We start from the raw sequence: 25,743 nt of genomic DNA on the forward strand, positions 1-25,743 counted from the left end.
TACTGGATTGCTATTCCATCAAATTAAAGTTGTGTTAAACGTTGCAGCATCTGGTCAGAAGCAGAAACCGCTTTACTGTTAATTTCATAGGCACGTTGAGTTTGGATCATATTGACTAACTCCTCTGCAACGTTAACGTTCGAGGTTTCCAGCATATGTTGATACAGCAAGCCAGCACCGTTAGTGCCCGGCGCACTTTCATTTGGAGCGCCTGAGCTGGCAGTTTCCATATAGAGGTTTTCCCCCATACTTTCTAAGCCTGCATCATTAATAAAGGTTGTCAGTGTGATTTGCCCAATTTGTTGTGGTTGGTTATCACCATAAACTGTGATTGAAACGGTACCGTCCGAGGCAATAGAAAGGCTATTTGCATTATCTGGGATGGTAATTGCCGGCACGATCTGGTAACCACTGGAGGTGACTAATTGGCCATCCTGATTAGGCTGTAGAGCGCCATCACGGGTATAAGCGTCGCTACCATCAGGCATCTGCACGTGTAAAAAACCTTGCCCTTTAATCGCAATATCCGTGGTATTCCCTGTTTTATTCAACGCACCTTGGCTATGTATACGCATTGTTGCGACAGGACGGGAACCCGTACCCAATTGTAACCCCGATGGCAAAGACGTTTGCTCTGAGCTCATTGCCCCCGGTTGACGAACATTTTGATATAACAAGTCTTCAAATACAGCACGCTGACGTTTAAAACCATTAGTACTGACGTTTGCCAAGTTGTTGGAAATAACATCAAGGTTGGTTTGTTGGGTATCAAGCCCAGTTTTCGCAATCCATAGAGAACGGATCATGGTGATTCCTTACTAAAAATTAGCTAACGGCAAGCAGTTGGTTGGCTTTTTGTGCATTTTCATCCGCACTACGTACCACTTTCATCTGCATTTCAAAATATCTCGCATTGGCGATCATCGACACCATAGCTTCAGCCGCATTAACATTGCTGCCTTCAATCACTCCCGATGTGAGTGATGCTCGTTCACTTTGTGCCAGCACATCACCATTCGCGGCTATTGCCTGTGGTGAGAGATGAAATAATCCATCTTCACCGCGTAGCAAATCCTGAGGTTGAGCTTCCACAATTTTCAAACGACCAATTTGACCTAACATGGTTGGCGGATCGGTGGCGAGTAGCGCGGTGACCGTACCATCCTCACCAATGGTTAATTCAGCATTTGGGGGAACGTTAATTGGCCCGCCATCACCTTGTAAACGGTGTTCACCAATCACCAGCTCACCCTCAGATGAAATTTGGATGTTCCCGTTACGTGTATAAGCCTCACTGCCATCGGCAAGTTCAACCGCTAAGAAATGCTTATCGTTCAATGAAACATCCATCGGCCGGCCGGTATAATTAAGCGGCCCTTGGCTCATATCAGCGCCTGGCGTTGAAGCAACGACTAACGTACGTGTTTGCTCGCTATCACCATTAATCGGAACAGCGCGCATCGCCGCTAGCTGTGCTTTAAAACCAGAGGTAGAAACATTCGCAATGTTGTTAGAAACAATCGCTTGGTTTTCAAGCGCATGTCGAGCTCCACCCATTGCGGTATAAATGACGTGATCCATGGCCACCCTCTACTATTAACGTAAATTAACCATCGTTTGCAGCATCTGATCTTGGGTTTTGATTGTCTGCGCGTTCGATTGGTAGTTACGTTGCATCACAATCATATTGATCAGCTCTTGGCTCATATCAACGTTAGAAGACTCTAACGCTCCACTCGTCAATTTCCCGAATTGACCAACCCCCGGTACGCCATCCATTGGGTTACCTGACGCATTTGATGATGCCCACACGTTACCGCCTTGTGAAACTAAGCCACTTGGATTAGCAAAAGCAGACAGGGCCACTTGACCAACCACTCGCTTTTGTTGGTTTGAGTAGTTAGCGACAATCAGACCGTTGTCTTCTATTTTAAAATTGGTGTACTCACCGGCAGGATAGCCATTAACATCAATAGCACTGACAGAAGATTCACTGACTTTTTGCTGACGAGTTTTATTTAAGTCAACCTGCAATGTGCCATCATTAGCGCCATTCAATCCGTTGTAATCAAATGCAAAAACGGCATTCGTTGGGCTGGCTAAGCGACCATTACCATCGAATTCTAGGTCACCTAATTTTTTCGCCACCTTATCGCCTGAGTCTCTTCCATAAGCCGTCCATTTATTGTCATCCGTTTTAACAAAATAAACTGAAATTTCATGGGTGTTACCTTGGCTATCAAAGGCACTCATTGTGGTACTAAAGTTATAACTTCCTGTGTCATCAGGGTTATTAACATCAAATGGTTTTGATTTAACTTTATCTTCGGAGTTTAGATTAATGGTGAGCTTTGCCGTATCAGATGCTCTTGCATCCATCATATCTGTTGGGATATTTAATCCTTGAGGTACGCCACCGCTTTGAACAACGATATTGCCATTTTCATCTAAACCCGCTGGGTAACCGGTAATAATCATTCCTTGGTTATTCACCAGATTACCGCTTTTATCGCGCGTAAATTGTCCATCACGGCTATAAAAGATATCGCCGTTTTGATTTTGAACTCGGAAAAAGCCATTACCAGAAATTGCCACATCTGTCGGTCTATCCGTCCGAGTAATTGGACCATCTTTAAAATTTTGAGTGACTGCCGCAACGTTAACACCCAGACCTACGCCTGAACCGGCAAACATATCGGCAAAAGAGGTGGTCGCCCCTTTGAAACCATTGGTTGCGGAGTTGGCAATGTTATTACCAATCGTATCAAGCCCCGCTGAGGCGGCATTTAAGCCACTAACTGCTTGTGAAAAAGACATGTGTTCTCCATGACGGTTTGGGGAATAAAATTAAGATGATGGGTAGACCTTAAAAATGCTGCTAAGTGGCACACTCTGCCCTATCCCAACATCCAATAAAGGCGCATCAGTGCCCGGTGTGACACCATTCACTCGGGTATAACCCAGTTTAGTGACTTCTATCTCAGCACCGTTTTTAATGGCCTTTACATCAAAGAAATATTTACTTTTAGTATCTGCAACTAATTGACCGTTGTTATCACGACCATCCCACGACATATCGTAAATATCGGGTTTTACTTCTGTTTCGTAAGAAATCGTACGAACTACTGCCCTATTTTTGTCACGAATGGTGATCTCAACGCTGTCTGCGTGTTTAGGTAGGAAGAAACCAAATGGTGAAGAAATGTAATCGTCTTGAGATACCTCACTCTCATCACCACTATCATTTAACACCGACAAACTACGGTTGAGTTCATCATCAGGTAGAGGATTTGTTGGCTTAGAAATATCGCTATTTTCACCACTTTCTTGTTTTTTAAGCGGTGCAAGCACAATTTCATTACGCGGTATCAAAACCCCTTTTCCTACTAATTGGGTTGCTTGCAACGATTGACCTGAACCGATTTGACTTGAGATCCCGCTGACTTTATCGCTCAACTTATTCATGCTTTCGAGAGTTGCAATTTGGGCAAGTTGACTCGTCAAGTCCGTGTTTTCCATCGGCTTGGTGGGATCCTGATTTTGCATCTGCGTCACGATCATTTTTAAAAATGTGTCACGCATATCATCTGTTTGACTTTTTGTTGGAATATTACTTTTCAATGGCTCAGGGCCAGTCGTTGTATTATCCAAAGAATCATACATTGTGGCTGCAATGCCCATTTTGCTTCCTCGTTACTGGCCTATGGTTAAGGTTTTTTGAAGCAACGTTTTCGCGGTGTTCATTACTTCTAAATTCGCTTGATAGCTACGGGAAGCAGAAATCGTGTTGATCATTTCACCAACCATATCGACATTAGGCATACGTACATAACCTTTCTCATCGGCTAATGGATGACCGGGCTTATATTCCATACGTGGCGGTGTAGGGTCTTCAATCAGTTGGCTGACTCGCACACCACCGACCTCATTGCGACCTTGAGGCGACATTTGAAAGACCAATTGTTTCGCACGGAAAGGTTCACTGTCAGGGCCAACGACACTTTCTGCGTTAGCCATATTGCTAGCACTCACATTGAGGCGCTGTGATTGAGCCGTCAATGCAGATGCTGAAATATCGAAAATACTTAATAAAGCCATAATCATTACCCTTGTTGTAGCACGGCCAACATGCTTTTAACGCGACTATTAATGAATGTCAGATCTGCCTGATATTTCAAGGTATTATCTGCAAATTGGCTGCGTTCTATATCCATATCAACCGTATTACCATCCATTGACGTTTGGTATGGCACACGATATTTAAGATCAAGAGCGGGAGCTTTCATGCCTCGGCCTTCTATATGGCCCTTTGCTGTCACTGCAAGCGCAACACCTTTACCGTTGATCCCAGCGCGATCGACCGCCTGTTGTAACTGACGACTAAAATCAATATCTCGCGCCTGATATCCGGGTGTATCCGCATTCGCAATATTTGCGGCCAATACAGTTTGTCTTGCCTCGCGTATTGATAATGCCTGCTGCTGAAAAGCAAATGTGGCATTTAATTTATCAATCATGTTCGCCCTCGATAAATATGTGCTTACCTAGCGTTTCAATCTTATCGCTCTAAATAAGCTGGAATATGTCACGTCATTCGCCAACGCGATTCTTCAAAGAATAGCAATGCAGAAAACGCTGAAATTTAAAATTCGACGCGCTTATATTAGCGGTATGACAAAAAATCTAATGGCAGGATAAAGGCAAAATTATTGACCTATTTGCCCCATTCAATATTGATGGCATGCGTAGAATGCGAGCAACTAAAAAGTGTATGTTGATAAGGTGTCAGTTCGATGAATGGTTTTCAAACAACAATATTCAGTACATTAATTTTACTGACAGCCACCGCTGAAGCCTCTTTACCTCAAGACATTAACGACTATTTTCGCCAAATACACCCAAAACCTAATCAAGTTTCTATTGAGATAAAAACCCCAATAGAACGTTGGCCCAATTGTGAAAAACCACACATTTTCCCACCCGTCGGTAGGCGAAATATGGGAAATATTTCATTACCTGTACAGTGCGGTAAAAAGAAGCAATTTATCCAATTAACCGTTAATGTCACAGGGCAGTACCATGTTGCAACACGCAATATCACCCGTGGTGAAAAAATTGAATTTGTTGATATCGGGACCAAAAAGGGGTTATTACACAAATTACCCTCTGGCACGATAAATGATAAAGTCGCAATACGCGGTAGTATCGCACTACGTGATATCAATGCAGGACAGACGCTGACGCAATCCATGATGCGTAAACCATGGGCTATTAAAGCAGGACAAAACGTCTATGTTTTTGCCAATGGAAATCATTTTTCTGTGAAATATGAAGGACGAGCCATCAATAATGCTGCCATAGGTGAAAATATACGCGTGCGTCTCATTAACGGCCAAGTTGTGAATGGCTCGGCCCTCGAAAATGGCAGTGTTCAGATAGCGCTCAAGTAGCGAATTTTAATTGAGATTCAATAACATAATATATAGTATGTACCCGCTAATAATGAATAGTAGCGGCATCATTTCAAATATTAGAATTGTCTTAAAGATAAGCATAACATTAAAGAACTCGTAATTAATGCCGATATTCCATTCATAAAAATATCGGAACAGGAAAAACACTATGGCTATTGAGCAAACATCTGCAATTTCAGCGTTAACGCAAGTCACAAACCGTGACCCTCAAGATCCTGCGGCACAACTTCGTGAGAAAAAAGTCTCAGAAGCCGAATCAGTCAAAGAAAGTACTTTTTCACCAAGTGAACTCAAAAAGAAATTACTCCAGCCTCAGGCGAGCGATATTAATAGTGAAAAGGTTGAAAGAATTAAGCAAGCCATTAAAGAGGGAACATTGCAAATGGATGCAGGAAAAATTGCTGACGGTATTTTACGCGATGCCCATGAATGTATGCTGGCGATGAAATAAGATAGTTAATATGAACGACGAATTATTAATATTATTGGAACAACAGCTCACACATTTGCAGTCATTACAAATTGTGATGAAGAATGAAGAGCTGTTGTTGGGCTACCACCGTGTTCCACCCTCACCTTTTCAGGAAGCGACTGAGCAAAAACGCTATTTAGTCACCACGATAGGCCATGGTGAAACAAATCGGTTACGCCTTGAGCAAGAACTTGGTATTGCCGCACCTTATGATGAACATCCTGCTCTTTATCATCTATGGGCTGAAATTAAAGCGCTAACAACGACGTTAAAAGAGCTTAATTACCGTAACCACCAAATGTTGCAGTTGCACATTGAACTGAATAATCAGCGACTTGCTTTTGTCAAAAAGCATAATAATCAATCAACTTATGGTGCGGATGGTTTAGAAGAGAAACGCCCTGTTTTAGGGAAGAAAATCTCTATTTAATCTCAGTGATATACTGGTCAATTATGACTCGCTAGCTAAAGTCGGTATATCATTGAAGAATCATTTATTTTTATTATCGTCGCATCCCATCATCATCGCGTTTACGAGCCAATAAAAGAGAAGCTATCATTTAAGGTATATCATTGGTTAAACCAATCTCGCCCTTTCGCTGGGCAACTAGATCTATCCAATAGTAATAGATGACTCATCCAAGCATCTTATTCTATAACTTCACAACAACCAGCAGCCACAAAACATAATAATGATCCAATTGGCATCATACCTATTGGTGATATAACTGTTGGTATGTTTCAAGCCATTAGAATTCAACGTGACATCATCAACGTCACAAAAGCGTTTCTATCAAACATCAACGTTGCGTTTTTTATGTCTTCTGCCAGTGATAGCTGTGTGATATCGATAGGCAATGATTATGGGGAGGTTATTCTTTTATCCAAAGATAAAAATGCCATGGCGGACAGTGTGTGATGCCTGACTGGATTACCCAATAAGGCATCGTACTCTTTTATTAAATACTCATCGCTTTCATAAACGGATTTAGCTGCCACTGATCATGGATGTCATACGAATTTTACGACGATCATTTAGTTCGAGATTTGACATCACGACCAGCTGTGGCAAGCTTCGACGTAAAAAACGAGAAAGAATCAAACGTAAACCATGATTAACTAACAATACCGTCGGGGCTCCCATGGCTTCTTGATGCCTTATCGCCTCTTCTGCCTGATTTTGAATAAATTGTGCTAAGTTAGGCTCTAACCCGCCGCCATTTTTTGCCGCCTGTAATAAAATTTGCTCGAGACCGGCATCTAATCCAATCACTTGAATTTCTTCTGCATGACCAAACCACTGTTGGGTTATTGCTCGTCCTAGCGCGATACGCACCTGCGATGTTAAATAGTCAGTATCTTTTTGCTCACCATTTTCACCTGCCATTTCAGCGAGTGTTTCAAGGATCGTCCGCATATCTCTGATCATCACCTCCTCCGCCAATAAATTCTGCAATACACGATGCAGTATTGTCAGAGAAATGGTGTCAGGGATCAGGTCATCAGCCAACTTCGGCATCTCTTTTTTCACTCGGTCATACAACAATTGAGCTTCTTGACGACCAAACAATGTGCTGGAGTTCTGTAGCAGAATTTGATTAAAGTGCGTCGCCACAGCCGTACTCGCGGAGACAACGGTATATCCTTGAATTTGAGCCTGTTCACGTAAATCATCATCAATCCACACAGCTGGCAGACCAAAGGCGGGTTCTTTAGTCGCATCACCAGGTAAGGTGCCTGCTGCATTACCGGGGTCAATGGCTAAACTACGCCCTGGTTGAGCTTCACCGCGCCCAACCTCCGCACCTTTGATAAGGATGCGATATTCACAAGGGGAAAGCTCTAAGTTGTCACAAATATGAACAACTGGAGGCAAATACCCCACCTCTTGAGCAAATTTTTTGCGTAGCCCACGAATACGTCCAAGCAATTCGCCTTGTTGGTCGTTATCCACTAAAGGGATCAACCGATAGCCAACTTCCATTGCCAACAAATCTTCTAATTGAACATCGTCCCACGTCGCTTCAACGACTTTATTTGCCTCTTGAAACTGTTTGAGTTGACCATCCTCAGTTTGGTTTTCAGGCTGTTTTGATTTACGTACTAAATACCAACCCAATCCAGCTAACGCCACCGTAAACAGTAAAAAAACAAAGTTTGGCATGCCTGGGATTAAGCCAATTAACCCTAATACCCCTGCACTGAGCCACATAACTCGTGGGTTATTAAATAATTGGGTGACCATCTGCTCACCCACATCCTCATCGGTCGCCACACGAGTCACAATCACCCCCGCGGCAGTGGAGATAATCAGAGCAGGGATCTGAGCCACTAAGCCATCACCGATAGTCAGCAACGTATAAGCACTGGTTGCATCACCTAGCGTCATATTATGTTGCCCAACACCTATTATCAGTCCACCAACGACGTTGATCACCATGATCATGATCCCCGCGATTGCATCTCCACGCACAAATTTACTCGCACCATCCATCGAACCATAAAAATCAGCTTCTTGAGTGACTTCTGCTCGACGTTTTTTGGCTTCATCATCATTAATAATTCCCGCATTCAAATCCGCATCAATGGCCATTTGTTTGCCAGGCATACCATCGAGTACAAAACGTGCGCCGACTTCAGCGATTCGTCCAGCCCCCTTAGTAATCACCATGAAGTTAATCAACACTAAAATGATAAAAACGACAATCCCGATCGCAAAGTTGCCGCCGACCAAGAAGTGACCGAAGGCTTCAACAACACGCCCTGCCGCATCAGGACCGGTGTGACCATCCAGCAAAATGATACGTGTTGAGGCGATATTCAGTGATAAACGTAATAATGTCGCGAACAGTAAGATGGTTGGGAAAGCAGCAAAATCAAGTGTACGCTTGGTGAACATTGCCACTAATAGCACCATAATGGATAGCGCGATATTAAAGGTAAATAGCAAATCCAAAATAAAGGCCGGTAGCGGCAGTACCATCATTGATAAGATAAGTAAGATAAGCACTGGGCCAGCAAGAATTTGCCACTGTGTACCCTGTAAATTTTTAGGCAATTTTAATAATGCAGCCAAATTAGCCATCGCGATTGTTTTCTCCAGCAAAATCCAGCGCCGGTGGCACTGGTAAATTTTTCGGTTTTCTTGGTTTTAATCCACCCTCACGCCGCCAGCGACGCAGTTGGTAAACCCATGCTAAGACTTCTGCCACCGCAGCATACAGTGCGACAGGAATGCTTTGCCCTATTTCAGCATGGCGATAGAGAGCCCGTGCTAATGGGGGAGCCTCTAGCTGTAAAATTCGATGCTCTTGGCCGATTTCTTTGATGCGTTGCGCTAACACGCCAGCACCTTTTGCCAATACTTTCGGCGCCCCCATATGCTTGTCATCGTATTTTAATGCGACTGCATAGTGAGTCGGGTTGGTGACAATCACATCGGCTTGAGGCACATCCGCCATCATGCGATTACGCGCTATTGCTCGCTGCTGCTGACGAATTTTTGCTTTAATTTGAGGGTCACCCTCTTGTTGTTTAAACTCGTCTTTGATTTCTTGGCGGCTCATTCGTAATTTTTTTAAATGAGAGCGAAACTGATAAAACACATCAAATGCCACCATCGGGATCAGCAAAAATACAATTAAATAGCCGGCAAAAATCACCTTGTACATCGCGTTTTCTAACGCACTTACTGGTGATTCGGTTACCAGATGCAACAATGATGGCCAGTTTTGCCATAAAAAAATGGCTGCCCCTAATCCAACAAACATCGACTTTAGGACTGCTTTAAACAGTTCAGAGAGTGCGTTCATCGAAAAAATTCGTTTTAATCCACTGATTGGATTAAGCTTTTTCAAATCAAATTTAATTAATTTACTATTAAATAATAAGCCACCAACAAGTGAAGATGCCGAAATACCAACTAACGCCAACCCGCCAATGACAGGTAAGAGTGCAAATAATGCTTCCCCTACCATTTGTCCAAAGTAACTCACCATCAACAAGGTGTTTTGTATATAGTGCCCATCAAAAATAAAGCCTTGACGAAAAATTTGCCGCAACTCGTCGGCAAGGTGCCCACCACTTAGCCATAATAGGCTGATACCCGCCAACATCATCATTAGCGAACTTAGCTCTTTTGAACGAACTATCTGCCCATCATCTTTTGCTTTCTGTTTTTTATGGGGCGTGGGTTCTTCTGTTTTTTCTACATCACTGTCGTCGGACACGCCATTTCCTTGCTGGTCAGCAGATTGGAAGTTTGGGCTATAGCATGACAGAGTGTAAAAAAATCAATGCAAGAAAATAGACGACGTTCACTAGGGTTATTTACCCATTGAGTAATATTTCAGCTATTTTGCGAAACGTTACGCAAAAAATAACGGCATCGTGCATTAAAAAGATGTCGAAATTACATGACAAAAATAAAGACGAAAATCCTGAGTATGCTGATTAAGCGTAGACATGATCAGTACTGCAAAATAAATACACCGAATCCTATTTTGTTCGGTCATGTCAGAAGGTAAGCTAATCAGCTACTTTCTTGTTTAAAGGTCACCACGATATGGATAGTTGCCATCTTGTCGCCCCAGAGGTTTTAGCTGAAGATGCCAAAAAAGAAGCGGAACGCATGCTAAATTGGTTAAAACAACAAGGTATTATTGACCCTGATTATCAGCAGCTAGAAGATGATGAAGTGTTGTATCGCCCGACGCCAGCGTATAAACAACCCATCTTATATGTGATTGATGATAAAATCGTACCGACACAACTTCCCGAAAACATACTGAAAAACTATTTAACCATTACCACTGAGCGTACGGTTTTCCATGCCGGAGGAAATGGTCTGGGTATCTACTGCCCAACGTGTAAAAATGAGCAAAGCGAGCAAAGTGAACGTTGGAGCGATGCGGTGACGGCTTGGTACGAAGGTCATCCTCATGATTTAGAATGTGTCAATTGTGATTATCACGCCCCTATTTCAGACTGGCATTATGACCCACCATGGGCATTTGGTGATTTAGGATTCAGTTTTCATAGTTGGGATATGAGTGATGATTTCATTCAGCAATTTACTGAAGCATTTGGTGGCAAAATTGTTGAAGTCTATCAACATGACTAAGTAATAGGTCGATAGCGTGCTCTGTTTCATGACTTGAGCGACATGTTCTCTACATGATGAAATCCCCCTGCATCATAGTTGAAGGGGGATCTACCGCCAGTTAGAAACCTAACTCATCTAACAAATCATCGACTTGCGATTGTGATGCCATCACATTCGCACCGTCTTTATTAATCTGTGGGCCATTTAATAAGCTGTCATTCTGCTGTTTAACTCGCATTTCTGGTGGCGTATTTTCCATTAACAATGCGAGTAGCTGTTTCTCTGCTTCTTCGACCACTTCCATCATTTTTTTAATGACTTGCCCTGTCAGATCTTGAAAGTCTTGTGCCATCATGATTTCAAGTAATTCTGCTTTAGTCGTATTACTATCAGTAATCACTCGACCGAGAAAATCATTCGTAGATTGCTGTAATTCCGCACTAATTTGGTTATTAGTCACACCATTCCATTGCTGCTGCAATGCTAGCGCTTGGTCATGCATCTGGGCTTGCAGTGGTTTGATTACATCAATACCATTTAATGTTTTTTCAGCTGCTTGAGCCGTCATTTGCGCAATATAGCGCAGACGGTCTTTGCCATCAGGAATGCTAGCAACAGCCTGCTGAACACTTTTTTCTAAGCCAAGTTCCCGCATGCTTTCGCGCAAAGTTCTCATCAAGGTACCAATCCGAGTAATGACCTGTTTTAAATCGTCATTACCAGTGGGACTGCTCGCCGTTACTATTTGTTCTGTCATCACACTCTCCTTCAGCAGGTGCGTTTATTGCAATCCCATCTTTTCAAATACTTTGTTCAATTTTTCTTCTAATATCGCCGCGGTAAATGGCTTCACAACATAGCCACTCGCACCCGCTTGGGCTGCTGCGATGATATTTTCTTTCTTCGCTTCAGCAGTCACCATCAAAACAGGAATATGTTTCAACGCTTCATCGCCACGAATAGTTTTCAATAACTCTAAGCCATCCATGTTAGGCATATTCCAATCCGCAACCACAAAATCAATATGTCCGGCACGGATTTTTTCTAAGGCATCAATGCCATCTTCCGCTTCTTCAATTTTATTAAAGCCAAGTTCTTTTAATAAGTTACGAACAATACGTCGCATCGTGGAAAAATCATCTACTACCAAAAAACTCAGATCTTTAGCGGCCATAACCACTCCTTCAAAAATACAATTGTAAATTCTGCAACCGTTATGCGGACACAGATGAAAGTCGAGCCAAAACACTCGGCGCAATTTTGGCAATATCTTGAATTTCGTCGACAGCATTGAGTTCGATAGCTGCTCGCGGCATGCCAAATACCACGCAACTGCTTTCGTTTTGTGCGTAGGTGACCGCGCCTTGTTGACGCAAGTTCAGCATGCCTTTTGCCCCATCCATGCCCATTCCGGTTAATAAAATACCCACACACTTACGACCAACACATTTCGCCACGGAGTCAAATAACACATCCACAGAAGGGCGATGGCGGTTTACAGGTTCAGTTTGCTGTAAACGGATGTGATAACCACGGCCGTTATCGACTACCAACATATGTGAATCACCGGGGGCAATATAAGCATGGCCTTTCTGTAGTGGTTCATTGTGTTCGGCCTCTTTCACGGTCAACGAACACAATTTATTTAACCTTTCAGCAAATGAACGCGTAAAACCGGCAGGCATATGCTGTGTAATCACCACCGGAGGACATTCACGAGGGAGCATTTCTAAAAATTGGCGAATAGCTTCTGTCCCGCCAGTTGATGCCCCTACAGCAATCACTCTGCTATGACAAACATAGGGTGACAGTGGCTTAACCATTTTTGTTGGCTCAGCAACCCCCTTTTCTGGACGCGCAAAACGATTTCGCTGAGTAATTTTTGACATGGCCGCGGCACGGATTTTTTCGCCGATCACATCACGGTAGCTCATCATGGTTTCACGGATACCAATTTGTGGCTTAGTGACAAAATCAACCGCACCAAGTTCTAATGCTTTCAGTGTAACTTCAGAGCCTTTGGATGTGAGCGTAGAAACCATAACAACAGGTAATGGGTGTAACCTCATCAATTTCTCTAAAAAATCAATGCCGTCCATCCGCGGCATCTCAACATCAAGCGTTAAGACATCAGGTTGATGTTGTTTGATTAAATCACGCGCCACATAGGGATCCGGTGCCGTATCAACAACCATCATGTCGGAGTGACTATTAATGATTTCACGCATGATTTGACGCATTAATGCTGAGTCATCAACACAAAGCACTTTAATTTTGTTCATCACCCCCTCCTCGCCGATTGTAAGCTGTAGACTGTTTGTCCTTTAATTACAAATCGTTGTGATAATTGTGATAAATTTTCTGAATGGCCGATAAATAACAAACCGTCTGGTTTGAGTAATGGCGCAAACCGCTCTAATAGTTTGATTTGCATCTCTTTATCGAAGTAGATCATGACGTTACGACAAAAAATTGCATCAAAGCGATGTTGCAGCTGCCAATCGTTATCGCTAAGATTTAAATACCGAAATTCAATCATCTGCCTTAATGTCTGTTTAACACGTGCGTAGCCTTCAAAATCTCCCACCCCTTTCATGAAATAGCGTTGCCGCTGTAATGCACTGAGTGATTTGAGTTCTTCAATGCGATACACACCTTGTTTCGCCTTATCTAATACCTCTGTATCAATATCACTTGCGATGATTTTGGCATTAGAGGCTTGAGCACCCAGCACATCGCTTAGTGTCATCGCAATAGAATAAGGTTCTTCCCCTGTTGAAGAAGCCGCACACCAAATATTGATGTTGCTATTTTTACGAGAACGAACAAAATCGGCCAAAGTGACAAAATGATGAGGTTCACGGAAAAAAGCGGTTAAGTTTGTCGTCAATGCATTCACAAATGCTTGCCATTCAGGATGTAACGGCTCTCGCTCTAACATATGGAGATATTCAGCGAAATTACTGACATTACAGTCTCGTAACCTTTTTAATAACCGGTTATACACCATGTTTTTTTTATTCATGGTAAGAACGATGCCTGATTTTTTATGAATAAATCGGCAAACCCGACCGAACTCTTCATCGGTCAATGGTTCTATCTGTGGCGCAAAAAGCATCGTACTTTGTCCTATTTAATAAAAACCCAGAAGCAGCCGATAAACGGCTGCTTAATGCCTAGCAATGAATTAACGAATGTGTGCGACTTTATTTTCCGATACTTCAAAGAATGCAACAGTATCAACTAAATTATTGGCTTGGTCTTCCAAGGCCGCTGTTGCACTGGTCGATTGCTCAACCAATGCGGCGTTTTGTTGCGTCACTAAATCCATTTGGCTCACTGCTGTTGCAACCTGTTCAATACCTCGGCTCTGTTCATTAGAAGCAGACGCGATATTCCCCATCAATTCAGTGACCTGATTCACTGCCGCCACCAACTCATTCATGGTTTGTCCCGCTTCGTTAACTAATTGAGATCCTTGGTTGACTCGTCCAACGGATTCATCAATCAATGTTTTAATCTCTTTCGCCGCTTCAGCACTACGCTGAGCCAATGCACGAACTTCACCTGCAACAACCGAGAACCCACGTCCCTGTTCGCCAGCTCTAGCGGCTTCTACTGCTGCATTTAAAGCGAGAATATTGGTTTGGAAGGCAATGCCATCAATCACACTAATAATGGCACTGATTTTTTGTGAGCTGTGTGAAATTTCTGTCATTGTTTCAATAACATCGACAGTAATATCACCGCCTTTAGTTGCCGTTTTTGATGCTGAGATCGCGAGTTCACTTGCTTGACGTGCGTTGTCCGCATTTTGTTTTACTGTCGCGGTTAATTCTTCCATGCTCGCTGCCGTCTCTTCTAATGATGCAGCTTGTTGCTCCGTGCGAGAGGATAAATTGTTATTGCCCAACGCAATCTCACGAATACCGGTATACATTTGGTCAGTGTTGATGCGTAAATTAATAACTGAAGTCGCAAGTGACTCTTGCATCAGTTTAAGTTGTTCAAATACTTCACCAATTTCATCTCGGGTTGTGACGCGAATATCTTGATTCAGTTTGCCTTGCGCGAGTTTCATAAAGTGTTCACTCATGCTCATGAGTGGATAAATGACTTTACGCTTCATCCAAAAATGCGCTAAACCAGAAACGGCTAAAATAATGAAGGTCACAGCAAAGAACATAAACCAGGCCACTTGATTATAGAAATTCGCAGAATCTAGTGAGTTTTTGCTGTCGTTGTTCAGTAACTCAAGGTATTGGTTGATAATTTCAGCCATCTGATCTTGATGCTGCTGTGCAGGCAATGCGACATAGCCAGGAATGTCATTACTCTCAATCAACGCTCTTAATTCTTTTAAAATTGCCACAAAAGCTTGGTAACTCTCTTCGATTGCCGCGAGATTTTCATGCTCATTCAATAGCGGCTGAGCTTTAAATTTTTCATAGTCGTCAGCCGCTTTTTGTAGAAATTGATCAAAAACACCTTTCGCCTGCTCAATGCTCTTCGTGTCAGAATCCACTTTCATGTGCACCACGATTTGGGTCAGAGTACTACGGGCTTGCATAAGATCTTCATAGGTGGTTTCGAGTAAATCACGTTTTTTCGAACCGAGATCGATACGTTCTAAAGAAGAGAGTTCGCTAGACACTATTCCCAATGAAAGGGCGCTAGATACTATCTGCATCCCACAAAACATAATAAGCAGTAGATATAAACTGACTGAAATCCTTATACTCTTACCAAACATATTTTATCCCCACATACGCCAGCTAAGATTTCTATGTAACAATCACTATTTCAGTGATGTACAGAAACGCTGCCAAGCGTAAAACTTGGCAGCGCTAAGCTGAGCTGAGTCTTTAGAAAGTTTCCCAATTGTCATCATCTTGATGATTCTTCGATGCTATTTTTTTCAAATCTGGCGTCTTCACGACATTTGAAATTGTTCTTGCCGCAGGCTCTGTCACTTGGCGCTCTGTTTGCTTCATGGCAGGCAAACGGAAAATCGATATCAGTTGAGCAAGCTTAGCGACTTGTTCTTCCAAAACATTTGCCGCAACCGCAGATTGTTCAACGAGTGAAGCATTTTGCTGAGTCACCTTATCCATTTCAGCAACGGCAATACTGACCTGTGAAATTCCCTTGCTCTGCTCATCCGATGCCAATGCAATATGGGACATAATGTCAGTGACACGAGTAACGGACTCAACAATTTTTGTCATTGTTTCACCCGCATCACCAGCTTGACGCGCGCCTGTATCGGTTCTTGATACAGAGTCTTCAATCAATGCTTTGATCTCTTTTGCGGCATTTGCACTGCGTTGCGCGAGGTTACGAACCTCATCGGCCACCACCGCAAATCCACGCCCATGTTCACCAGCACGTGCCGCTTCAACCGCCGCATTCAATGCTAATATATTGGTTTGGAAGGCAATGCTATCGATAACAGCAGTGATATCTGAGATCTTTTGAGAACTTTCAGCGATATTCAGCATGGTATTTACCACATTGGACACCACTTTCCCGCCTTCTTTAGCAATCGCTGAAGCTTGACTTGCATACTCGCTAGCTTGATGCGCGTACTCCGTATTTTGTTTTACTGTCGCGGTCAGCTCACTCATACTCGCGGCAGTTTCTTCTAAACACGCAACTTGTTGCTGAGTACGAGAAGAAAGATCATTGTTACCTGCGGCTATCTCACTGGTTCCTTGATAAATAGTCTCACTACCATCACGAACCCCACGAACCGTATTAATCAGTTCTTGTTGCATATGTTCGACACCCCGAGCCAATTCACCAATTTCATTGGTCGCCTTGGTATCAACGGTTGGTGTTAAATCACCCGCAGCAAAAATTTTGATTCGTTGAATTAAATGCCCTAAAGGTTCAATAATTCCCTTACGTACATAGCGGTAACTCAAGAAGCCAATAAGTGCTAATACAACCGATAAAAAGATAATTAAATATAAGGATTCGCGATAATTAGCATCGGCACGTTTAACTTCACTTTGGAAATCCGCTGAAATGTCAGCAAAATAAGCATTAAATTGTTCTTCAAATTTAATTTGATGTTCTGACGTACGATGTGCATAGAATTGCTCTAATTGACCTTTTTGAGCGTATTCCCCTAATTTAATTAACGCATTACGGTAAGTTTCATAAGTTGAAAAGAGCTTTTCAAATTTAGCCTTATCATAATTTGTTTCTGACATCAGCTTGTTATAACGCTGATAGGCAGCATTCGCGGCTTTAAAATTACGATTTGCTGCCTTAATCAGGTCGTCAGCGGAAGCATCATCCTGATAGGCACGCCCTTCCAATAAATAGGCATTGACTGAGCGATTCAGATTAGCGCGAGCTTGTAAAAGATTAACCCAACTTTCGGTTAATACTTGTCTTTGGCGTTGGAGCGAATTCAAATAATTAATACTGTCACTGTTATCGCCCAGTTTATTAAACATCAAACTGCTGGATATTAACTGCAACAGAATAAAGACAACAATGACGGACAAAAGTCCTGATACGATTTTAATTCGGCTGTGCATGACGTTTTACTAACATAATGTTGTTGTATTTTTGGTATCGGTCGTAAGGCTAAAAACTTTAGCCGTTGAAACGAGAATATTTATGGCTGAGGGTTACTCAGCCATGCTGTCAATCAGCGCCATTTCGTCACTGGTTAACAGTTTTTCAATATCCACAAGAATCAACATACGCTCTCCCACAGTACCAAGCCCTGTCAGATATTTCGTTGATAATGTGACGGCAAAATCTGGCGGAGCAGCAATTTGCTCTTCATTCAGCACTAATACGTCGGATACGCCATCAACAACAATGCCAACAACCCTGTCTTTTAAATTCACAACAATCACCACCGTGTTGTCGTTATAGGTGACGTTTTGATGGGAAAATTTAATGCGTAAATCAATAATAGGGATAATCACTCCCCTTAAATTGGTAACCCCTTTAATGAAATCAGGTGTATTAGCAATACGAGTAACTTGCTCATATCCTCTAATTTCTTGTACTTTTAATATTTCGATGCCGTATTCTTCTTCGCCTAACGTAAAAATGAGATAACCTTCCCCATTTTTTTCTTCATCAAGCTTATTTAAATCATCATCCAACATTGACATAGTGTTTAGCCTCTATCTCTATTTAGTGCAGAACGGGTTGTGCAATTTGCTGCTTCTTTTTCAGCAAAATGCTGTTATTCATCTGTTGTAGCTCAGCCACATCTAAAATCAGTGCGACAGAGCCATCCCCCATAATGGTGGCGGCAGAAATTCCCGGAATTTTGCGGTAATTACTTTCAATATTTTTAACAACGACTTGCTGCTGCCCCACCAACTTATCAACCAATAATGCAAAACGATGTCCGGCATGTTGAATGATCAGTACGATACTATTGGCCAAGTCGCGCTCAGCGCCAGTGATACTAAACACTTGATGTAATTCAACTAAGGGAAGGTATTCGCCGCGGACCAGTAACATTTTTTCTTCGCCCGCAAGGCGATAAATATCTTCTTGGCGTGGTTGTAACGTACTGATAATGGCACTTAGTGGAACGATAAATACATCCTCTGCAACTTTCACTGACATACCATCTAAGATGGCTAAGGTAAGCGGCAGTAAGATACGAATGATGGTGCCTTTTCCTTCGGTGAAACCAATCTGAATGCGTCCGCCCATGTCTTGAATATTGCGTTTTACAACATCCATACCGACACCACGCCCAGAAACATCGGTGACAACTTCTGCGGTTGAAAAGCCCGGTGCCATAATCAGCATGGCAATCTCTTCATTGCTCATGCCGTCATGAACACTCATGCCTTGAGAGCGAGCCTTTGCAAGAATACGTTCACGATTGAGACCTGCGCCATCATCCCGAACTTCAATACAAATATTGCCACTTTGATGTGATGCCGAGAGTGTTAATGTACCGGTTTCAGGCTTGCCATTAGCAACCCGAACATCAGGCTTTTCAATACCATGGTCAAGGCTGTTACGAACGAGGTGATTAAGGGGATCAACAATCCGTTCAATTAAACTTTTATCGAGCTCTGTCGCACTACCTTCGACTTTTAACTCAATTTTTTTATTGAGCTTAGTGGCAATATCACGCACCATTCGAGGAAAACGGCTAAAAACGTAATCCATCGGCATCATACGAATCGACATAACGGACTCTTGCAATGCACGAGAGTTACGTTCCAATTGCACTATCGAACTCAGTAAATCACCATATTCATTGTGGTCGAGCTGCTGACTGTGTTGAGTCAGCATGGACTGAATAATCACTAACTCACCCACTAAATTAATAAGCTGATCAACCTTTTCCACGGCGACACGAATACTACTAGAATCGGCTTTTGTTTTTGAAGAGACAGCTTTGCGAGAGTCTGCATTTGCTTTAGGCTTGACTGCCGCGGTTGAAGGCGCTTCCTTGTTAAGGTCCTGTTCAACCTCTTTTGCAGAATCAACCGCTTCTGAAGCAACATTTGCTGAATCAGCCGCTTCTAATTCATTATTACTGTCTGCGAGTAGGTAAGCTAAACAGGTTTGTGCATTGGTTAATTGATGACTGATCTGTGACTCATCAACAACAAAACATAACACGCCACAAATATCTTCAATTGCTGTATTGGTTCCAACCCAAGCCGTTAAACTATCTGCTGTTTTTTGTGTGTTATACAGGGTGCCGAATAGCGCTAACTCCTCCGCTAATAGCTCTACCTCATTCTTTTTCAATTGATTAAGCGTGATGATAAAATAATGCTCGTATTCACTTTTTATCGTGTCTTCAGCAACTTGAACAGAGGTTGATTGGTTCAAGGGTAATGCGATGCTGGTTTCTTCAACAACCACTTCTTCGGCTTTCTGCTCTACACGTCCAAGTACTTCACAAATATGCTTAAATGATTCTTCATCCGGTAATGAATCATTTTTATAAGCTTCAAGTTGTGCGGCCATCACATCCTTTGCATCAAGAAAAATATCAATGATATCAGGTGTTAATGTCAGTTCATCATGACGTGCCTTGTCGAGCAGGTTTTCTAATGTATGCGTGGTGTTTTGCAACTGTGTGAAACCAAAGGTCGCAGCTCCACCTTTTATTGAATGAGCACTACGGAAGATTGCATTTAACTGTTCGCTATCTGGGTCGACAGGATCGAGCTCAAGCAAATGTTGTTCCATATCCCTAAGTAACTCATCAGCTTCATCGAAAAACGTTTGATAAAACTCAGTAATATCCATGGTTCTTATCCAATTTAGCTTAGGTTTCACTTCATGTTGTAGGCCGATAAATGGCGATACAACTCAATCAGTTTGAAGGTGTTGGTGTTGATATTGATGATGAATGAGCGTCCTCATTGGTTGCATTTTCTGCATTTCCAATTGAGGAAGGCTCAGGCCTTGATGAAGATTTATGTAACACTTCACTCAAGGTTGTTGCGCCATCGTATTCATGTAAGATTTGCTCCGTTTCACTTTCATTTAATACAATGATGCTAATACGGCGATTGATCGGCGCTAATCCGTTGCTTTTATCGAGATGAATACTGGAAGCCATACCAACAACCCGTAAAATCTTATCTTGGGTGAGTCCGCCAGCGATCAGTTCACGGCGTGAGGCATTTGCCCTATCCGCGGAAAGTTCCCAATTGTTATAGTTTGCGCCATTGGCATACGGCAGATCATCCGTATGGCCTGAGATGCTGATCTTATTAGGAACGTCATTAAGTAACGGAGCAAGCGCGCGCAAAATATCACGCATATAAGACTCGACATGTGCCGAACCGACCATAAACATAGGGCGATTTGCGCTATCAACAATTTGAATACGCAACCCTTCATCAATCATATCGATCAACAAGTGAGGCTTGAGTTCATTTAATCGAGGGTCTTTGAGGATGGCTTGCTCAAGCGAACGCTTTAGTTTTTCAAACTGAAAATTAGCATGACCTTGAATCTCATTATTCGGTTCAGGCAAAACATCTCCATCACGAAATATGATGTCCTTGCCCCCTCCTGGTATTGGATTTGTCGCATCACCACTTTTCGCACCCGGATTAATCGCTGTTTTTAATGGGGTACGAAAATATTCCGCTATCTGAGTTAGCTCTTGTGGACTTGATATAGAAATCAGCCACATAACTAAAAAAAATGCCATCATCGCCGTCATAAAATCCGCATAGGCGATTTTCCAAGAGCCACCATGTCCACCTTGATGGCTTGAAACACGCTTTTTAACACGAATAATATGGGCGTTATTTGCTCTCATCGGCTGCTCACTCCTCGTTCTGAACTTGTGAACGATTACCCACTTTCACTTCACGAACCCTCTCTTCTAACTCAATAAAAGAAGGACGATCCGTGCTGTATAAAACCTTACGTCCAAATTCGACAGCGATTTGTGGTGCATACCCTTGCAATGCAGATAGGAATGTCACTTTGATGCATTCCATCATTTTGAGTTGCTCACTCGTACGTAAACGAATAAGTGCGGCAAGCGGTAAAATAAATCCATAAGCCACTAAAATACCTAAAAAAGTACCAACCATGGCATGCGCAATTAATGCCCCCAGTTCGCCAGCGGGTCGATCCGCTGAACCTAATGCATTCACCACACCTAATACTGCCGCAACGATACCGAATGCTGGCATCGAATCACCGACCATATTCAGTCCAGAAGCGGGGACTTCACTTTCTTGGCGAAAAGTTTCTAACTCTTCATCCATCAGAGCTTCTATTTCATGACTTTGAAGATTACTCGTCACCATTAGACGCAAATAATCCACCACGAACATCAGCGTAGTTTGATCTTTTAAAACGCGGGGATACTGAGAGAAAATTTCGCTTTCTTGAGGATTTTCAATATCTTTTTCAAGTGCGAGCAAGCCTTCTTGACGTGACTTATTTAATAACTGAAACAACAATGCCATCAAATCCATCGACATTGCTTTGTTGTAGGAAGAACGGCGAAATAAGCGTGGTAACACTTTGCATAAGGCGATAATCGATTTACCACTGTTACCAACAACGAATGCACCGAAGCCAGCACCTAAAATAATAACGAATTCCGCAGGTTGATAAAGCGCCCCTAAATGCCCACCGAGCATCAAATAGCCGCCGATAACTGTACCTGTAACAATGATATATCCGATGAGTATTAACACAATATTCCCTTCAACTCAGTTATGTAACAGATGGCAGTTAAAGGGAATATAAGGAAAGTCAGGTAATCTTAAGACCTGTTGACCAAATCAATCCAATCACATTACCGCTTTAGTAATGCCATCCTGTCGATATACCGTTATATCGGCGAGATGTTCGGAAAGTTTACGTTTTTTTATTGCCCTTGATGGCGGTTGGCATAAACTGCAAGTAAAACTATTTTCGGGTATATGTGCATAAGTAATAAAAGAGCCATGGCAACAGCTACATACAGAGCTTTGCAACATGCCGCTTTCAACAAAACGAACAAGTGTCCACGCGCGTGTTAAAGCTAATAATGGTTCTTCTGATTGTGGTGCGCATTGTTCCAAGTACAAACGATAAGCCTTTACAATGGCATCCACACCTTTGCAACGCCCTGTATTGATTAAAAACTGATAGGCGTTATAAAACATGGATGAATGGATATTCTGTTCCCATGTCATAAACCAATCTGTTGAGAACGGTAACATTCCCTTTGGTGGTGGGCACCCTCTTAACTCTTTATATAAACGAATTAACCTCCCGCGGCTAATTTGAGTCTCACTTTCTAGCATTTGGAGACGAGCACCTAAAGAAATCAGTTCCATCGCAAGGCGAATATCGCTAGCTTCTTTAACAATACTTTTTTCAGTAATGCTACTCATCATTTTCTCGCTGTTTCATTGTCATTTGCCTTGTGCGTTTGCAACAAGTGAGTTGAAAGTAATATACCTGTATGAATTTGTTGTAATTCATCTACCCTTGAGTCACGAGTTAATTTCTCTATTGTGCCACTGTTTTCAAATCTAAATTGACAGATAAGCTGGTTTGTCTCTGCTAATTTGACCAATTGAGGGAGAGAAAGATCTGCTAATGTATTCGCCATTGATTCAGAAATACCAAGCCGGAACATAGCAGAGGCCTTTTCCTGGGAGATAAGTTTTTGAGCAAGCAGTAGATATGAAAGATTAATATCGTATATATGCTTCAGAAAATCAGTTGTTGAGGTCATTTTTTTTCCTTTTAAATATTACCTACATCTACGTTCAAATAGGACAAACATGAAGTTTAAATGTGTTTCTATAACCTAATTTTTAATAATTAGAAAAATATACTAGGTGACAGTCTCCATTGCCTTTTCATGTGATTCATTAAGCGAATACCTAGTAAGGGGTATAAAATACTCAAAAATTAAAACTTAAATTAAATCTATTTCCTGAATACCTACAGACAATAATGGCAAAGCTAAAATTTGAATAAATGTCGGAATTTACCGATATCAATTTCAGTCGGTATTTATTATGCACCACTGGATTAACTATTCAAGATGCTTATGTTTCTTTTTATTCCTTTAGGGTAACAATCCATCGATTCATAAAGATTTCTTCATTATATCTTTATCTTACTCTTCCATATCTCAAATAACCGCGACACATAAGATCAACTTAAACCAAATGATAGGATTTTAGTTGATTTTTTCACTCCTATTTATTGAATAAACAACGCAAATAACCAATCACAACATACAAAACAGGATATTGATCCATATCAAACAAAGTTATTAAGAAAGTCCAGACCAACTTCGTGGTAGGTCAAAATAACAGCTACAACAAATTTCACTTTATCTATTAAATTTCAATTAGTTCGATAAACCCAATATTATTCATTCAAAATTTCTCAACATAGAGTGGCTATTTTAAATACAGAATATTAAATGATGCATTATTAATTCCACTTAATATTTGATAAGTAAAATTTATGAATGAGATGCTATTGATTATTATTCACCCTTACTTTTTAGGGTGATTTTTACTCATAAAAGAGTAGGTCATTTTTCATATAAAACTGAATTTCTATATATGTAAATTCAGCTGACTAATATTTATTTTGGTTAAGTTAATTATTTAAAGTATTACACTTTTATTCATTACATAATAAATTCCCTTTTACGAGTAAATTATTCTAGGCTGTTTTTTTTAATGAAATGATCAACCTACATTTCCAAAGCTACTGTCATTAAAGCTAAAAAGACAAATTATTCGCATGTTAAAAATACATTTTTTATTAATTTTTTGTTTCAATTGTTATTTCACTGTTTGTGAAAAATCATAAATTTTCAAGGATTATCCGATTAACGCTTTTTTTTAATAGAGATAAAATTTGCTTTCATAGTGGACACCAAATAGTAACTAAAAGAGATTATCAATACATGTTACTATATATTTTTATTTTAACAATCCACTCATTTCCTCAAAGGCAACATAAGTAAAATTTCTTAGTCACCATTCGACCTAACCATCAACTCTCTCTTTTCATTTCAAATTTTCATTTGAAGCGTAAATTTTGATTTTAAGACTAAATTGCTAGCTTTTTAGACATAAAAAGTGATGATGAAAATGTGAATGACATCACAATCCATTTTGGAGTTTCTGAAAATTTTCTAATTAATTCGCTCATTTTGATGAAAACTCGTGACGCAAATTCACCTTGTCATGCCCCAAAGCATTAACAAAATATTCTGCTGCTGAGTTACGCTAACTGCCATGGAAAGCTATCTACTTTACGAAACGCTTGCTATTTAATCGATTAAAAATACAAAAAAACCAAATAAAAACATAGATAAACATAAACAAGAAAATCCCCTAATAATCAGCTTTATTTGCAAACCAAAATTCAAACAACTGATTTAGTTTTCATTTTTTACTGCTTAAAATCACGACGCCGCTCAAGCAGTGTTCGTTTTTTAAACAATAAAAATGTAAACATTATTAATACGTTATCTAGAGCCTCAGGATGATCAAAGATTAAAATACAAAAAATAATGGATAATAATATTGCCTTTACTCCAATTATGATTAAACAATTAACACATCTGAGTTGTTAAAACAGAAAAACCCATGATTAATATATATCTATGCCAGAGACGGCTATGCGAGGTTTTCTATGCTATTGACAATGAAGAAAACACAATTTCTTATTGGGTTAGCTTTTGTATCATCGCCATTTTATGGTGCTAACTTAGCAACAACGTCCTTTCAAGTACTCATGACAGTCACCAGTACTTGTCAGATCAGTGTTGGCTCAAATATCAACTTAGGATCAGTCACTTCAAATACCACCAATTTATCTTCAAGTAATATACTCAGTGTCACTTGCTCAAAAAACACACCATTTAATATTGGACTCGCTCCCTCTCTTGCAAATAAAGGTACTGACGAAGGTAGTGGCTATTTAGCACCACTCACCAATCCAACAGGCAATACAGATAGGATCCCCTATCAATTAAAGCAAACCTCTGCAACTGGCACTAATTGGGGAAATACAACAACATTATTTGATGAAGGAAATGGGGTGTCTGGAACAGGTAATGGAGAAACGCAAACTTTCACCGTTTATGCCGTGGTGACGAATGCCAATTTTACACCGGATACCTATTCTGATGTAGTTACGGTCAATGTTAATTACTAAACGTAACTGTTTCAGTATAA

25 protein-coding genes are annotated in these 25,743 nt (G+C 41.2%); 5 read left to right on the top strand and 20 right to left on the bottom strand.

Annotation, left to right across the window (positions count from 1 at the left end; genetic code table 11):
* Positions 1-23 precede the first annotated feature (23 nt).
* From flgG to flgB, 6 genes are read right to left on the bottom strand one after another with little or no spacing between them, the layout of a single operon-like run.
* Positions 24-806 carry a flagellar basal-body rod protein FlgG gene (flgG, locus tag G3341_RS13075; protein ID WP_154622981.1) on the bottom strand — a complete coding sequence of 261 codons (783 nt, stop codon included), beginning with the start codon at positions 804-806 and terminating at the stop codon, positions 24-26.
* Between the two features lie 19 nt (positions 807-825).
* Entirely contained in the window at positions 826-1,581 is a 756-nt protein-coding gene (locus G3341_RS13080) for a flagellar basal body rod protein FlgF (protein ID WP_154622980.1), read from the bottom strand.
* A gap of 15 nt (positions 1,582-1,596) precedes the next feature.
* Positions 1,597-2,817 (bottom strand): flagellar hook protein FlgE, encoded by a 1,221-nt coding sequence (gene flgE / locus G3341_RS13085; RefSeq protein ID WP_154622979.1) that lies wholly within the window; start codon positions 2,815-2,817, stop codon positions 1,597-1,599.
* A gap of 30 nt (positions 2,818-2,847) precedes the next feature.
* Positions 2,848-3,681 (bottom strand): flagellar hook assembly protein FlgD, encoded by an 834-nt coding sequence (locus G3341_RS13090; RefSeq protein WP_154622978.1) that lies wholly within the window; start codon positions 3,679-3,681, stop codon positions 2,848-2,850.
* A gap of 12 nt (positions 3,682-3,693) precedes the next feature.
* Positions 3,694-4,098, bottom strand: coding sequence for a flagellar basal body rod protein FlgC (flgC, locus tag G3341_RS13095; RefSeq protein WP_163862346.1), 405 nt, complete (start codon positions 4,096-4,098; stop codon positions 3,694-3,696).
* Between the two features lie 5 nt (positions 4,099-4,103).
* Complete coding sequence (gene flgB / locus G3341_RS13100; protein ID WP_154622976.1) at positions 4,104-4,517, bottom strand: flagellar basal body rod protein FlgB; 414 nt, start codon at positions 4,515-4,517, stop codon at positions 4,104-4,106.
* A gap of 276 nt (positions 4,518-4,793) precedes the next feature.
* Between flgB and flgA the strand changes: the two genes are divergently transcribed.
* From flgA to G3341_RS13115, 3 genes are all read left to right on the top strand, one after another.
* Entirely contained in the window at positions 4,794-5,450 is a 657-nt protein-coding gene (gene flgA, locus G3341_RS13105) for a flagellar basal body P-ring formation chaperone FlgA (protein ID WP_163862349.1), read from the top strand.
* A gap of 172 nt (positions 5,451-5,622) precedes the next feature.
* Positions 5,623-5,925, top strand: a complete 303-nt coding sequence (gene flgM / locus G3341_RS13110) for a flagellar biosynthesis anti-sigma factor FlgM (RefSeq protein ID WP_154622974.1) — start codon at positions 5,623-5,625, stop codon at positions 5,923-5,925.
* Positions 5,926-5,935: 10 nt separating this feature from the next.
* Positions 5,936-6,376: a flagella synthesis protein FlgN gene (locus tag G3341_RS13115; protein ID WP_154622973.1), complete on the top strand. Its 441-nt coding sequence runs from the start codon at positions 5,936-5,938 to the stop codon at positions 6,374-6,376.
* Between the two features lie 558 nt (positions 6,377-6,934).
* Here G3341_RS13115 and flhA read toward each other — a convergent pair.
* Together flhA and flhB are read right to left on the bottom strand one after the other, a co-directional pair.
* The gene (gene flhA, locus G3341_RS13120) at positions 6,935-9,031 is read right to left on the bottom strand and encodes a flagellar biosynthesis protein FlhA (protein ID WP_154622987.1); all 2,097 of its coding nucleotides are present in this window, start codon (positions 9,029-9,031) and stop codon (positions 6,935-6,937) included.
* Positions 9,024-10,175: a flagellar biosynthesis protein FlhB gene (gene flhB, locus G3341_RS13125; RefSeq protein WP_163862351.1), complete on the bottom strand. Its 1,152-nt coding sequence runs from the start codon at positions 10,173-10,175 to the stop codon at positions 9,024-9,026. The genes flhA and flhB overlap by 8 nt, the downstream gene beginning before the upstream one ends.
* Before the next feature lie 335 nt (positions 10,176-10,510).
* On the opposite strand from flhB, the gene G3341_RS13130 reads away from it, so the two are divergent.
* Positions 10,511-11,068, top strand: a complete 558-nt coding sequence (locus G3341_RS13130; RefSeq protein ID WP_154622971.1) for a hypothetical protein — start codon at positions 10,511-10,513, stop codon at positions 11,066-11,068.
* Positions 11,069-11,168: 100 nt separating this feature from the next.
* Here the strand turns inward: G3341_RS13130 and G3341_RS13135 are convergent, their stop codons facing one another.
* From G3341_RS13135 to flhD, 12 genes are all read right to left on the bottom strand, one after another.
* Positions 11,169-11,807: a protein phosphatase CheZ gene (locus G3341_RS13135; RefSeq protein ID WP_154622970.1), complete on the bottom strand. Its 639-nt coding sequence runs from the start codon at positions 11,805-11,807 to the stop codon at positions 11,169-11,171.
* Positions 11,808-11,831: 24 nt separating this feature from the next.
* Positions 11,832-12,224, bottom strand: a complete 393-nt coding sequence (gene cheY, locus G3341_RS13140) for a chemotaxis response regulator CheY (RefSeq protein ID WP_154622969.1) — start codon at positions 12,222-12,224, stop codon at positions 11,832-11,834.
* Positions 12,225-12,264: 40 nt separating this feature from the next.
* The gene (locus G3341_RS13145; protein ID WP_154622968.1) at positions 12,265-13,332 is read right to left on the bottom strand and encodes a protein-glutamate methylesterase/protein-glutamine glutaminase; all 1,068 of its coding nucleotides are present in this window, start codon (positions 13,330-13,332) and stop codon (positions 12,265-12,267) included.
* Positions 13,332-14,168: a CheR family methyltransferase gene (locus tag G3341_RS13150; protein ID WP_154622967.1), complete on the bottom strand. Its 837-nt coding sequence runs from the start codon at positions 14,166-14,168 to the stop codon at positions 13,332-13,334. The genes G3341_RS13145 and G3341_RS13150 overlap by 1 nt, the downstream gene beginning before the upstream one ends.
* Before the next feature lie 69 nt (positions 14,169-14,237).
* Positions 14,238-15,803: a methyl-accepting chemotaxis protein gene (locus G3341_RS13155; protein WP_154622966.1), complete on the bottom strand. Its 1,566-nt coding sequence runs from the start codon at positions 15,801-15,803 to the stop codon at positions 14,238-14,240.
* A gap of 112 nt (positions 15,804-15,915) precedes the next feature.
* The gene (locus G3341_RS13160) at positions 15,916-17,601 is read right to left on the bottom strand and encodes a methyl-accepting chemotaxis protein (protein WP_163862354.1); all 1,686 of its coding nucleotides are present in this window, start codon (positions 17,599-17,601) and stop codon (positions 15,916-15,918) included.
* Between the two features lie 93 nt (positions 17,602-17,694).
* The gene (gene cheW, locus G3341_RS13165) at positions 17,695-18,192 is read right to left on the bottom strand and encodes a chemotaxis protein CheW (protein ID WP_154622964.1); all 498 of its coding nucleotides are present in this window, start codon (positions 18,190-18,192) and stop codon (positions 17,695-17,697) included.
* Between the two features lie 22 nt (positions 18,193-18,214).
* Complete coding sequence (gene cheA, locus G3341_RS13170) at positions 18,215-20,314, bottom strand: chemotaxis protein CheA (protein ID WP_163862356.1); 2,100 nt, start codon at positions 20,312-20,314, stop codon at positions 18,215-18,217.
* A 67-nt stretch (positions 20,315-20,381) separates the two neighbouring features.
* The gene (motB, locus tag G3341_RS13175) at positions 20,382-21,341 is read right to left on the bottom strand and encodes a flagellar motor protein MotB (protein ID WP_154622962.1); all 960 of its coding nucleotides are present in this window, start codon (positions 21,339-21,341) and stop codon (positions 20,382-20,384) included.
* A gap of 7 nt (positions 21,342-21,348) precedes the next feature.
* The gene (motA, locus tag G3341_RS13180) at positions 21,349-22,236 is read right to left on the bottom strand and encodes a flagellar motor stator protein MotA (protein WP_163862359.1); all 888 of its coding nucleotides are present in this window, start codon (positions 22,234-22,236) and stop codon (positions 21,349-21,351) included.
* 96 nt (positions 22,237-22,332) lie between these two features.
* Complete coding sequence (flhC, locus tag G3341_RS13185; protein ID WP_154622986.1) at positions 22,333-22,920, bottom strand: flagellar transcriptional regulator FlhC; 588 nt, start codon at positions 22,918-22,920, stop codon at positions 22,333-22,335.
* Entirely contained in the window at positions 22,920-23,267 is a 348-nt protein-coding gene (gene flhD, locus G3341_RS13190) for a flagellar transcriptional regulator FlhD (RefSeq protein WP_154622961.1), read from the bottom strand. Before flhD ends, flhC begins: the two co-directional genes overlap by 1 nt.
* Before the next feature lie 1,931 nt (positions 23,268-25,198).
* Between flhD and G3341_RS13195 the strand changes: the two genes are divergently transcribed.
* Positions 25,199-25,723 carry a Csu type fimbrial protein gene (locus G3341_RS13195; protein ID WP_432279732.1) on the top strand — a complete coding sequence of 175 codons (525 nt, stop codon included), beginning with the start codon at positions 25,199-25,201 and terminating at the stop codon, positions 25,721-25,723.
* The last annotated feature ends 20 nt before the right edge of the window (positions 25,724-25,743 follow it).

This window comes from Providencia vermicola (genome assembly GCF_010748935.1).
In the GTDB taxonomy this organism is placed as follows: Bacteria; Pseudomonadota; Gammaproteobacteria; order Enterobacterales; family Enterobacteriaceae; genus Providencia; species Providencia zhejiangensis.